The 12,246-nt window shown below is 69.6% G+C and carries 8 protein-coding genes; 5 read left to right on the top strand and 3 right to left on the bottom strand.

Features of this window, described 5'->3' with window-relative positions:
- Positions 1-70 precede the first annotated feature (70 nt).
- On the bottom strand, positions 71-2,866 hold the full coding sequence (locus IPJ78_03605) for an Ig-like domain-containing protein (GenBank protein ID MBK7905629.1): 2,796 nt from the start codon (positions 2,864-2,866) through the stop codon (positions 71-73).
- Positions 2,867-3,153: 287 nt separating this feature from the next.
- On the opposite strand from IPJ78_03605, the gene IPJ78_03600 reads away from it, so the two are divergent.
- From IPJ78_03600 to IPJ78_03580, 5 genes are all read left to right on the top strand, one after another.
- Entirely contained in the window at positions 3,154-4,743 is a 1,590-nt protein-coding gene (locus IPJ78_03600; GenBank protein MBK7905628.1) for a PQQ-dependent sugar dehydrogenase, read from the top strand.
- Between the two features lie 113 nt (positions 4,744-4,856).
- Positions 4,857-7,769 carry a TonB-dependent receptor gene (locus IPJ78_03595; protein ID MBK7905627.1) on the top strand — a complete coding sequence of 971 codons (2,913 nt, stop codon included), beginning with the start codon at positions 4,857-4,859 and terminating at the stop codon, positions 7,767-7,769.
- On the top strand, positions 7,766-8,749 hold the full coding sequence (locus IPJ78_03590; protein ID MBK7905626.1) for a carboxypeptidase regulatory-like domain-containing protein: 984 nt from the start codon (positions 7,766-7,768) through the stop codon (positions 8,747-8,749). The genes IPJ78_03595 and IPJ78_03590 overlap by 4 nt, the downstream gene beginning before the upstream one ends.
- Positions 8,749-9,624 carry a DUF3473 domain-containing protein gene (locus tag IPJ78_03585; GenBank protein ID MBK7905625.1) on the top strand — a complete coding sequence of 292 codons (876 nt, stop codon included), beginning with the start codon at positions 8,749-8,751 and terminating at the stop codon, positions 9,622-9,624. Before IPJ78_03590 ends, IPJ78_03585 begins: the two co-directional genes overlap by 1 nt.
- A gap of 79 nt (positions 9,625-9,703) precedes the next feature.
- Positions 9,704-10,408 carry a class I SAM-dependent methyltransferase gene (locus IPJ78_03580; GenBank protein MBK7905624.1) on the top strand — a complete coding sequence of 235 codons (705 nt, stop codon included), beginning with the start codon at positions 9,704-9,706 and terminating at the stop codon, positions 10,406-10,408.
- A 68-nt stretch (positions 10,409-10,476) separates the two neighbouring features.
- Here the strand turns inward: IPJ78_03580 and IPJ78_03575 are convergent, their stop codons facing one another.
- Both IPJ78_03575 and IPJ78_03570 read right to left on the bottom strand, forming a co-directional pair.
- On the bottom strand, positions 10,477-10,644 hold the full coding sequence (locus IPJ78_03575; GenBank protein MBK7905623.1) for a Trm112 family protein: 168 nt from the start codon (positions 10,642-10,644) through the stop codon (positions 10,477-10,479).
- 62 nt (positions 10,645-10,706) lie between these two features.
- Positions 10,707-11,957: a VanZ family protein gene (locus IPJ78_03570; GenBank protein MBK7905622.1), complete on the bottom strand. Its 1,251-nt coding sequence runs from the start codon at positions 11,955-11,957 to the stop codon at positions 10,707-10,709.
- Between the last annotated feature and the right edge of the window lie 289 nt (positions 11,958-12,246).

Below are 12,246 nucleotides of genomic sequence, written 5' to 3'. Positions count from 1 at the left end.
GAGGGCGCGTCGGATGCCGGAACGACAATCTATGCAAATCGGAGGACGCAACGGTCGGGGGGGCGTCCCGCTACGATCCGGTCACACGGAGCCGGGGGCGGGGGGCCATCGCATCATCGCGCAGGCGAGGGTCCCGTTGATCCACCGGCGGTCCGGCGTCCCCGAGCAAGCCGTTGGTGACCACGCCCCAGCAATGCACGGCGCCCGACGTGAGCAGCGCGCATGTGTGCGAGTATCCGAGCGCGAAGGCGGCGATGCTGCGTCCGGCGCTGATGTCGATCGGGACACGCCGGTCGATCGACGTACCGTCGCCGATCTCCCCGAGGCGGTTTCGCGCCCAACAGTATCCCACGCCGCCCTGCGTGACGCCGCAAAGGTGATAGAAGCCGGACCAGATCCGGTTCCACGTGTGCCCGCCCCCAAGCTCGATGAAGTCGAGATGTTGGCGATCCGTGCCGTCAGCGAGCTGGCCGTACTGGTTGCGTCCCAGGCAGTGCGCCGTTCCGTCAGCGCGAATCCCGCAGCTGTGGTCCCAGCCGAGTGACATCGACGTGAACGTCAGTCCCCCGCGCATCGGAACGGGAGCCGTGCGGAAGGTCTGCGTCCCATCACCGATCGCACCCCACTGGTTACGTCCCCAGCAGTACGCGGCGCCGCTCGGCGTCAGGCCGCAGGAGTGCCCGTATCGGGCGATCACGAAGGTGAACGTGTGCCCACCGACCACGCGTGTGGGCTCATTCCGCTGAGTCGTGCTGCTGTCGCCGACCTGGCCGATGTTGTTCTGTCCCCAGCAATACGCCTCTCCCGCCGTCGTCAACGCGCAGGAGTGGTTCCATGCCGCGGCCACCTGCGCGAAAGCGTTCCCACCCACGACGAGCGTCGGTGTCGCCCGATAGCCCTCCGTGCCGTCGCCGAGCTGGCCACTCGCGTTCCACCCCCAGCAGTAGAGGTCGCCACCGACCGTCAGGCCGCAGGTGTGTTGTCCACCGGCGGAGAGCGACTGGAAGGTGTGCCCGCCGGTGACCGCGACCGCTCCGTTCACCGGAGTGATGACGCCATTGCCGAGCTGGCCGTAGGTGTTGATGCCCCAGCAGTATGCGGCGCCGGTCGCGGTGAGGCCGCAGGTGTGATAGCCGCCACCGACGAATGACGCGGGGAGCAGCGGTGCCGGCAGGCCGGTGACGACCGTCGTTCCGATGACCCCCTCCGACGTGGCCGTGATCGTCGCGGTCCCCACGCCGACCACCGTCACCTGACCGGCGTTCGAGACGGTGGCGATGGACGGATCGGAGCTCGTCCAGCTGACCGAGCGGCCCGGGAGCGGGATTCCCGCTGCGTCGAGGAGCGTCGTGGAGACCGGGTCGGTCAATCCGACCGGGCCGAGCAACGTCGAGGGTGTCATCCGCACCGTCGTCACCTGCGACGCATTGACGACGACGGGGATGGTGTCCGAGAGTCCTTCGCCGCTGGCCACCAGGTAGGTGCTGCGCTGGTCCGTGCCGGCGTACGGTCGCCCCGTCACCACGCCGCCCGACGTGACGGTGATGATGGAGGTGTCACCCGGGGTCCACGCCACGGCGCGCCCGGACAACGTCGTCCCCGCCCCGTTGGTGAATCGGGCGGTCACGCTCGCCGAGAGATTCGGGGCGAGCGTGAGGCTGTCCGGAAGCACCCTGAGCGAGGTGGCTGGGGACGGAAGCACCGAGAATGCCGCACTCCCCGTGAGCCCCTCTGCCGTGCCGGTGATCGAGACCGGGAGCGCGGTGCCGGTGGTGTTCGTCGTGAACGTCACGTTGCCAACGGAGTCGACCGTCGCGACGGCGGGATCGGAGGTGGCCCACGCGACCGGTCGTCCGGTCAACGGCACGCCGGAGAGGCTCAGCGGAGCCGAGGAGATCGTCAGCACCGAGCCGCTCGGGACCGGGCCTCCCGTCGGGGAGAAGCTGATCGTCGCGACATGGGCGGGCATGATGGCGACCGGAACGGCATCGGTGACGCCCTCGGACGTCGCCGTGATCGTGACCGCGCGAACGACGTTGTCCCATCGGGGACGAGGGATGACGAGCCCTGCCGGTGTCACCGTCGCGACCGTCGTGTCGCTCGATGTCCACGTCAGGACGCGCCCGGTCAGCGAGATGCCGGCGGCGCTCAGCACCGACGCGACGAGTTGCCGCGTGTCCTCCACCGCGACGGAATCCGGTGAGAGGTCGATCGACGCGACGGGCTCGGGGAGCGCCGTCAACGTGGCCGTCCCGACTCGCCCTTCGCTCGCGGCGGTCAGCGTGACCACGCGCGTCGCCCCGCCAGCATACGGCCGGAGCGTCGCGAGTCCGGTCGAATCGACGGTCGCGATGGAGGTGTCGGAGGAACTCCAGACGATCCGGCGCCCGGCGAGGGCCAGTGCATGATCATCCCGAAGGTCGGCCGCGAAGGGCTGGGTCGACCCGACCTGGCTCGAGACGGCGGACGGCGACGGCGTCACCGTCGCGACCGGAACGGGCGCGATGGCGAGCACGGCCGTCCCGGTCATGCCGTCGGCGACCGCGCTGATCGTCACTGGCTGTGGCGTACCCACGACAACGACGCCCGCCGTGACCAGGCCAGTGCCGCTGACCCGTGCGAGTCCGGTATCGGAGGACGCCCAGGTGATCGAGGTCCCGGAGATCGACCGCCCCTGTGCTGTCCGTGCCGTCGCCGTCAGCGGCAAGGGTGCGCGACTCGCCAAGGTCGCGGTCGCAGGCGAGACGACCACCGACGCGACCTGCTGGGGTTCTGTCGCTCCATCGGCGCACGCCGTCGCGGCGATGGCCGGAGCGAGCAGGAGGAGGGCAAGGCGGATGGGGCGGCGCAAGTCGGGGGTCATCATGAGGGGTGCGTACAATATGTCCGTCTCCTGTTGCCTCGTTGCAACGAACGTGCCCGTCTGACGCAACTTCCGGCGTGATCCCGGTCACCATCCGGGGGAGCCGCCGAGAGGGATGGAACGATTCTCGCCATGATGGAGACTTGCGTCATCCCTGAAGCGCTCCATCCTTCCCAGCACGTGCGCACGCAGGTCCGAGTGCCGCCCTGCCCGGATCGTGGGCCCGCCTCACCCTCTGCCCTTCGCTAGACATGACGGAAATTCCTCGATCGGCGCCGGTTCGGTCTCGATTGCGCGCGATCCTGTTCGGCCTCCTGCTGATCGGCTCGGCTGGCGGTGCGTTCGTGCTCGGGGTGATGGTCCACAAGTACCGCGTGCAGATCCGCGGGAAGCTCAGTTCCATGCAATCGGGCGGGATCCTCTCGACCAACCTCTACAACGTCTCGGTCCAGAAGGTCAGCGTCCCTGCCGAAGGACGGGACGGAGGCATCGCCGCGCTGCGGGACGGCGTCCTGCTCGTGAACCGGAAGGGAGCTGCTTGGTTCGTGGACAAGGACCGGGTGTTGCACCCGTCCCCGGTCGTGGTGCCGGTGAATGTCGCGGCACTGCTCGAGGACCCCGACAATGCCGGTCTGATCCATCCCGAGCAGTTCGGCGTGAAGGACATCTACATCGAGGAGCGCGGTGACGCGGTCCGTCTCTTCGCGTCGTTCACGTTCTGGTTCCCGGAGAGCAACTGTTACACGCTCCGGGTCGCGCTACTGGAGACGACGGTCGCGGCGCTCCAGGGCGCCGCCGGTGCGATCGAGGGCGCGGGCGGCGGCGACTGGCGGACGCTCTTCGATTCGAAGCCGTGCATGCCGTTGACCCAGCTTCCCGGCGGCGGCAGTCCCCATCCCACGCTCGGGGCCGGCGGTCGCGTCTCGCTTCACGGTCCCACGGAACTGCTCGTCAGCATCGGCGGCTTCCGCGGAGAGAACGAGATGGTCCCCGCGGCCGAGTACTGGTCGCCGGAGAACTCGTACGGGAAGGTCATCGCGATCGACCTGAACACCGGAGCGTCCCGGCCGTTCACCGTCGGGCATCGGAACCCGCAAGGGCTCTTCGTGAGCGAGGGGGGCACGGTCTGGGAGACCGAGCACGCGGCGCGCGGGGGAGACGAGCTCAACCTCCTCGCCGAGGGCCAGAACTACGGGTACCCGTCGGTCTCGTACGGGACGACCTACGATGCGATGATCTGGGCGTCGAACCCCGCTCAAGGCCGGCACGAAGGGTTCGCCAGGCCGTCGTACGTCTGGATGCCCTCGGTCGGCATCTCGCAGGTGTTGGTGCTCCAGAAGGGCGGGTTTCCCTATTGGCAGGGCGATGTCATCGTCGCGTCGATGGCGATGGAGCACCTGTATCGCGTCCGACTCGAGGACGGACGGGCGATCTATGCCGAGCCGATGCGCCTCGACCACCGGGCACGCGACCTGATCGAGACGAACCGGGGGGAGATCGTCGTGAAGACCGACGACGACTTTCTCATCTACCTGACCAACGTGACGACCGGCTCGGCCGCCGCCGCGGCGCTCCCTCCCGTGGAGCGCGGGCAGTTGCTCGCGACGACGTGCATGGGGTGCCATACGTTGACCGCTGGCGGTGCGAACGGCATCGGTCCGAATCTCCACCGGATCGTGGGCCGCGACATCGGCTCCTCGCCGGGCTATCCTTACTCCGCCGCACTCCAGCGAGCGCCAGGCGCGTGGACGGACGACGCCCTCGCGAAGTACATCGCGAATCCGGCCGCCGCGGTGCCGGGAACGACCATGCCGGCATTGCCCGCCTACACGGACCAGGAACTCGCCGACCTGCTCACGTACCTGAAGTCCCTCCGGTAGCGCCCGGCGGCCGTGCCGTTGCGTCGGCTCGGCCGTCTATACTTATGCGGCATCGGTCCTTCGGGCAGATGCCGAACCCATCGCGACTCCACCTCGGACCCTCGGTGCCCCGAGTGCCACTCCATCGCACATTCCGCTCGGCGACGTTCGCCGGGCTGCTTCTCGCCTGTACCGCCGTCGCGCCGCTGGCCGCCCAGAGCATCACGTTCGGCGCGCTCTCCGGTCAGGTGACCGATCCGTCCGGCAGGCCGATCGCCGATGCCGAGGTCCGTCTGGTGGACCAGTCGAGCGGCGCCGAGCGGACGACCGTGACCCTGCGGGATGGCCGGTTCCGCTTCGGGCTCCTGGGCGTCGCACTCTATGACGTCTCGGCCGAGGCGATCGGCTATCGTCCGGTGGTCCACATCGGCGTGCACGTCGCATCGGGATCGGCGGATGTCATGGCGATCACGCTCCGTCCGGCCGCGCCGCCCGTCGTCACGCGCGACACCGTCCGGGCGCGTGCGGCGACGGCAACGCCGCTGGCGTGGCTGGTCGAGCGAGGGTACGGCGACATCGCGGGATCGCGCCGGACCATCATCGATGCCGCCGCGCTCTCGCCCTTCGCGGATGCGGACGGCATCGAAGGCCTTCCCTGGCGCTACGCCGAGGTCGTGGTCGACGGCTCGCGGATCGGCGGCGTCGGAAACCCGGCGACGACCGGGAGCGAGACGGTGGGGTTGGCGATCCCATCGCGCGGGCTGTCCCAGGCCAGTGCCGGCGGTGTCGGCTTCGATGTCGAGATGAGTGGTACCGGGACAGGGCTCGTCGGGACATCGTCGCGCGGCGGACAGTCGACGGCCTGGCGTTCGGTCGCCGAGGGTGGCACCTCCGGCATCGGCGCCGCGCTCGCCGTGGGCGGCACCGTGCAGCGCGACACCGCGCATGCCATCGCGGGGGCGGACTACCAGCGTAGCGCCGTGCTGACGCCGGCATGGTATCCGGCCACGGACGCACTCGGGTTGCAACTGGCGGACATCGCGTTGAACACGCACGGGACCGACCTGTCGCCGTATCTCGACGAGTCGGAACGACTCGAGGAGCGCTGGAGCGGCTTCGCGCGCTTCGACTGGCTCCAAGGGGACCGATTCGCGCTGACGTTCCGCGCGTCGGGCAGCCGGACCGCGCTCAGTGATCCCGCGACGTTCCGCGGCGCTGCGGCCGGACTCGGCTCCACGATGGATGCGACCGCCGCGAACATCTCGCTCGACCTGATCTCGCGCGTCACGCGCGCGATCGCGTTCGAACTCCGGCTCTCGGGCGATGTGGGCGACGCGAGTGCGTCCGCCGGTGGCCGCCTGCCGACCACGGCGGTCTCGACGCGTGGCGTGATCATGGGGGCCGCCGAGGAGGAACCCTACTCCGATTCCCGCACCTCGCCGCGGGTCACCGGCATGCTGCACTGGGACCTTCGCGCCCATCGGCTCAAGGTCGGGTACACCGTGGCGTCCCACCGTTTCGAGTCGCGACTGACACGGCAGGCGTCCGGGAGCTACGCGTTCGGCGATGCGATCGACTTCGCCTCACTCACCGGGAGTTTCCGCCAGGTCGAGCCTGATGCCGATGCGAGCGCGTTCCGGCTGACCGAATCGGCCCTCTTCGTGCAGGACGCGTGGGCGGTCAACGACGCGCTCACGCTGACGGCGGGCTTCCGGATGGATGGGTATCGCCTGCCTGGCGGCCGGTTCAACGGCAACGCGGCGTGGACGTCAGCGTCCGGGCTCGACGGCAGCGGGCTCGAATCGACCCGGTCACGCGTCGCGCCGCGCGTCGGATTCCGGTGGGTTTTCGGCACCGATCGCGAGTGGGTGATGCAGGGTGGGCTCGGTATCTTCAACGACGTGCCGGACCGGCGCGACCTCGCTGAGGCGCTCTCGCTCGGTCGAGGGGCCGCCGTCCGCGGGGCGACCGGGGCGCTCGGAAGCTGGCCGACCGCGCCCTCCATCACGACGGACCTGGGGCAGACCGTCAGCCTCCTCGGCCCGCAGTTCGAGGCCCCGCGGACGCAGCGACTCGCGCTCTCCTTGCAGCGGGGCATCGGTGGCTGGACGGCGTACGTCAGTGGGGTCTACCGGCACACGGACTTCATGACCCGCCGCGTCGACCTCAACCTCCCGGCGGCCTCGACCGGCGTCGACCAGTATGGTCGCCCGCTCTACGGTCGCCTCCAGCAGCATGGGGCCCTGCTCGTGGCGGAACCGTTCTCGAACCGTCGCTTCGCCGGCTTCGATGCGGTGCATGCGCTCGATGTCACCGGCTTCTCCGACTACGCCGCCGCATCCGTCGGCATCGACCGCGTGGTGGATCAGGGCCTCAGCGTCGCGATCAACTACACCCACGCCGCGACCGAGGACAACCTCGCGACGGAGGGACTCGCACGGATCGCCCCCTTCGCACCGGGTTTCGGCGGCGATGACTGGTCCGAGGGTCGTTCCGATCGGAGCGTACCGCATCGCGGCCTGGTCGCGCTCGAATGGGCGCCCTCCCTCAGCGGCGCATTCCGGCTCGGTGCGCTCTATCGCGTCCGGTCGGGCACACCGTTCACGCCATCCTTCGCACCCGGGGTGGACGCGAATGGCGACGGTGATCCCAACAACGACCCGGCATTCATCGACGCGGCACTCCCGGGGATGACGGCGTTGCTGGACGCCAATGACTGCCTCCGCCGTCAGGCGGGCGCGTTCGCCGGACGCAACTCGTGTCGTGGTGAGATGCAGCAGCGGCTCGACCTGCGGGCGACCTTCCGCCTCACCGGCGCGCAAGGCGCCGGCATCCATCTCGTGCTCGACGCCATGGACGTCGTGAGCGTCGCGACCGGTCGGCCGGACGCCGCGGTCTATCACATCGATCGGACCGGCGCCGTGACGACCAATGCGCTCACCGGTGTCACGACGATGCCCCTGTCGGTGAATCCGCGGTTCGGCGAGCTCGTCGCCGACCGTTCACCCGGCGTGCTCTGGCGCGTCGGCCTGAGGATCGGACGATGAAGCGTCTCACTCTCGTCGCGCTCGTCGCGCTGGGCGCCGCCGCGTGCGACAACGCCGGCGCCGATCGCGTCAGCGGTGTCACGGCCACCGGCATCGTCCGTGGGTCCGTGTACTTCGATGCGAACGGCTCCCGCAGCGCGGACGCGACCGACGTGCCGTTCGCCGGCGCGCGCGTCCGACTCCTGTCCCCCATCGCGCGCGACACCGTGCTGCGCGTGACGACCGACGCCGCCGGCACCTTCCGCGTGGCGGGTGTTCCCGTCGGGTCGTACGAGGTCGTCATCGATTCCGCCACCGGGGGCGACTCCGCGATCGTCGTGCCGACCACCGGTACGATCACGGTGACCCCGGGCGACTCGGTCGAGTGGGTCGGGTCACTCAGCTTCCCGATCCGTACCATCGCGCAGGTGCGCGCTATGACGCCCGGGGCCGCGCGGGTCTTCGTGACCGGTGTGGCCCTCAACGCGCGGACCACGTTCAGCGACACGACACTCCACCTCGTGGACGTGACCGGCGCGATCCGCGCCACACGCGTGCGACCCTCGACGGTGGCCTTCGTCCCGGGCGATAGCGTGCGCCTGCGTGCACGCGTCGCGACGCGCGCGGGCCAGCTCGTCCTCGATGATGTCTCGGTGTTCGTCGTGAACCCGACGTTCATTCCGACGGCGGCGACGATCTCGACCCTGCAGGCATCGACCGGTGACGGCGCGACGCGCGACGCGCAACTCGTCAGGCTGCAGAACGCGCAGGTCACCGACACCGCCACCGTCGGGGGCGACCTGACGATGACGATGAACGACGGCACCGGTCCCGTCACCGTGATCCTCGACCGCGCGGCGGACGTCGGGTTCCGTGCGCCGTTCCCGCCGGGCGAGTATGTCGCGCCGAATCGGTTCGATGTCCTGGGAGTGCTCGTACCGACGGGGCTCGGGACGTGGCGTCTGAAGCCGCGGGGACCACTCGACCTGAATCGCCGCTAGTGCGGGACCGCACCCGGCCGGTGCGCCACTTCTTCACCGTCGACGTCGAGGAGTACTTCCAGGTCGTCGCGCTCGAGCCCTACGCGCCACGCGACCGATGGGAGTCCTATCCTCGTCGTGCCGCCGATGCCACACTGCGGCTCCTGGAGTTGCTCGCGCGCCACAACGCCATCGGGACCTTCTTCACGGTCGGCTGGCTCGCCGAGCGCGAGCCCGCCCTCATGAAGGCGATCGTCGCGGCGGGGCATGAGGTCGCGTCCCACACCTGGGACCATGTCCGGATCACCCACCAGACGCCCGAGGCCTTCCGCGAGTCGGTGCGACGGACGAAACGCCTCATCGAGGACCAGACCGGCGCGGCGGTGGTCGGATTCCGCGCGCCGAGCTTCTCCATCGTCCGCGGGACGGAGTGGGCGCTCGACATCCTGCTCGAGGAGGGGTACCGCTACGACTCGAGCCTCTTCCCCGTGAAGCGGGCCGGGTACGGCTACGAGGGCGGCGCCCGCGATCCGCACTGGATCGCACGTCCCGCCGGCCGACTGGCCGAGTTCCCGCCGGCGACCCTTCGGCTCGCGGGACGGACCCTCCCCGCCGCTGGGGGGGCGTACTTCCGGATCCTCCCGCCGACCCTGGTGCACATGGCGGTCCGCGAGACCGAGGAGCGAGGCCAGCCCGCCACGTTCTACATCCATCCTTGGGAGTGGGACCCGGGCCAGCCGCGGTTCGATGTCCCGTTGCTGACGCGCATCCGCCACTACGCGGGGCAGGGGGGCGTCTGGGGACGGATGGACCGGCTCCTTGCCGCGTATGACTTTACGTCCATCGCGAGCGTCCTCTCCCAAGGGACTGACGGCCCGACCCCCCTCGCGGCCTGACGCGGCACCGTCTGGCACGGAACCCGCAATACAGGTTCCGCATCCGTCGCACTTTGACACGAATCCAAGGGAATCACTGATGCAAGACCAGGTCGCAGAGAAGAAGTTCTACGAGGACCTCTTCGAGAAGAACAACCGCAACGTGCACATCACGCACGGCTACGAGGAGATCTACGACATCGTCTTCCCCAAGAAGGCCTCGGGCGAACTCCTCGACCTCGGCTGCGGGACCGGTGCGCACTCGATCAAGCTGGCCGAGCGCGGCTTCACCGTGACGTCGTGCGATCTCACCTGGTTCGGCGTCGTCGCGGCCCGCGACCGCTTCCGCGAGAAGGGTCTCGAGGTCGACGTCGTCGTGGCCGACGCCGAGAACCTGCCCTTCCGCGAGCGCTCGTTCGACGTCGCGTGGACCTCGCTCCTGCTGCACCACTTCCCGGTGCTCGACAAGCTCCCGCTCGAGCTCAAGCGCATCACCCGGAAGTCGGTCGTCGCCCTCGAGGCGAACGCCGGCAACCCGCTCAGCTGGATCGCGTTCAACATCATCAATCCGATCTTCGGCATCAGCTCCACGACGAAGAACCAGCGCGCGATCTGGCCGGGCAAGACGCACCGGATCTTCGAGCAGATCGGCTTCAAGGTCGGGAAGTTCGACTTCGTGCACCGCGCCTGGGAGGACAAGGACGCCGGCGCGAAGCTCGCCCGCACCGTCGCCTATGCCGTCATCGGTGTCCTGCCGATGCGCTACAAGGCGAACAAGTGGATCGCCTCGTACGACCTCGCCTGAGCGGGGTCCAGGGATGACGAAGGGGGCGCGTCGCGAAAGCGACGCGCCCCCTTCGTCATCCGGGCGGCTCAGAGCGGCTTGGCTTCCGCGAGCAGCATCACGGGGATGTCGTCCTTCACCTCGAACTTGAGCTTGCACTTGCCGCAGACGAGGACCGACTCCGCCTGGCGGTAGTCGAGGTCGCCCTTGCACTTGGGGCAGACGAGCTTGGAGAGGAGCTTCGCGGACAGGGCCATCAGTGGGAATCCTCGGACGTGTGAGAGGCTACGCGGGCCGCTGGCCCGTGCACGAGTGAAAGCTAGTGGCCGGCGGCGCCAGAGGGCGGCACCGCTCGGCTGACCGACCTGTTGACGAGACGACTGAGCAGGACGCCCGCCACCAACCCAGCGGCGGCGCCCGACCCTTCGACCGCGGTGGGGAGCGCGAGCCCCCCGGTCCAAGCGGCCCCAAGCATGCCGCCAAGCAACGCCAGGACCGCGGTGATCGCCTGGGACCGGGGCACACCGCCGAGCAGCAGGCCGACCGGGAACACGAGCAGGACGATCGTCACCGTATCTAGCAGGATTCGGGCCGTCGGCGTGACGTCGCGGTCGGTGAAGAGCAGGATCCAGGCACTGCCGAACGCGGCGCGGTCGAGGCATTGCTCCTCCCCGTTCAGGGTCGCGCAGGTACGGGTCGGGCTCGTCACGACGCGCAGCGTGAACGGGGCGCCGGCGGTCGCGCCCCGCATCAGGCCGGCGAATCGGAGCTCTGGGCCACCGAAGCGCAGGTCCGCGGCCCGGCGACGCGTCCGCACGACGAGATCGTCGCCGACGGGGCCCACCAAGAGGAGTTCGTCCTTCCGGCCGTCGGATATGGTCACGATCCCTCCGAGCTCACGCGTCCGCGCGCCGCCGACCCCGGTGATCTCGAGCGTGAACCCGTCGGCGAACGCCGCCTCGAGTGCCGCAGGGTCCGCGAGCTGCCAGTCCGGGACGGGAAGGCCGTCGAGACGCGCCTCCGTCACGCGCCCGGTCCAGTGCTCGAGATGCTCCTGATCCGGGGACCAGTGGCCGAAGTAGGGAGGGACGGACGGGGCGAACTCGAACGCCGCACCGGTCAGACGGATGAGCAGGATCGCCAAGCCGGTCGCCACAGCGAGTCGAACGCGTGTCGCGCGTGACGGCGCGATCCAGGCGGCGATGCGCTCGGCGACGAGCACGCCGAGCCAGGCACCGGTGCCGTTGCAGAGCACGTCCCGCAGCGTCGGGAATCGGCCGGGGATGAGCGACTGTGCGAGTTCTATCGCAAGGCTGATACCGGCGCCGATCGCGAGCGCCCGTACCGGGCGGACCCCGAATGCGGCCAGCGCGATGCCGAGCGGAACGAACAGGACGACGTTCAGCGCGAGATCAGGCCCGCCGAGCGACCCGCAGCGGAGGCAGAATACCGCGACGTCTGCCCGAGGGGCGCCGGGTTGCGGCACGAGTGTGGCCGCGCCGATCAGCAACAGCGCCGCCGCGAATCCGAGGTGGCGAGCGACCGGTCCGCGGGCAGGGCTATCGCGCAAGACGTATGGGAGAGGTGTGATGGCCGTCATGACGGCTGCGATCCGGCGGAGGGCACGGCATTCGCCGCCCGCGCGCTTCGTTGGCGTGCCTCAGGATAGGGCGTCGCGAGGACCGGCGCCACCGAGTCGCCTCGCCATCCACACACGTCGTCTCGCTGCGATGCCACGTCGTCTCGCCGCGATGCCACGTCGTCTCGCCGCGATGCCACGTCGTCTCGCCGCGATGCCACGTCGTCTCGCCGCGATGCCACGTCGTCTCGCCGCGATGCCCCCTGCCACGTCGTCTCGC

Source organism: Gemmatimonadota bacterium (assembly GCA_016714015.1).
Classification (GTDB): Bacteria; Gemmatimonadota; Gemmatimonadetes; order Gemmatimonadales; family Gemmatimonadaceae; genus Pseudogemmatithrix.
Note: the sequence above shows the minus strand (reverse complement) of the source record. Positions and strands in the feature narration are given on the sequence as shown.

Bases quoted from the DNA above. Each gene is read 5' to 3' on its own strand.
- IPJ78_03590 (MBK7905626.1), top strand. From the start codon at position 7,766: ATGAAGCGTCTCACTCTCGTCGCGCTCGTCGCGCTGGGCGCCGCCGCG.
- IPJ78_03605 (MBK7905629.1), bottom strand. From the start codon at position 2,866: ATGATGACCCCCGACTTGCGCCGCCCCATCCGCCTTGCCCTCCTCCTG.
- IPJ78_03575 (MBK7905623.1), bottom strand. From the start codon at position 10,644: ATGGCCCTGTCCGCGAAGCTCCTCTCCAAGCTCGTCTGCCCCAAGTGC.
- IPJ78_03580 (MBK7905624.1), top strand. From the start codon at position 9,704: ATGCAAGACCAGGTCGCAGAGAAGAAGTTCTACGAGGACCTCTTCGAG.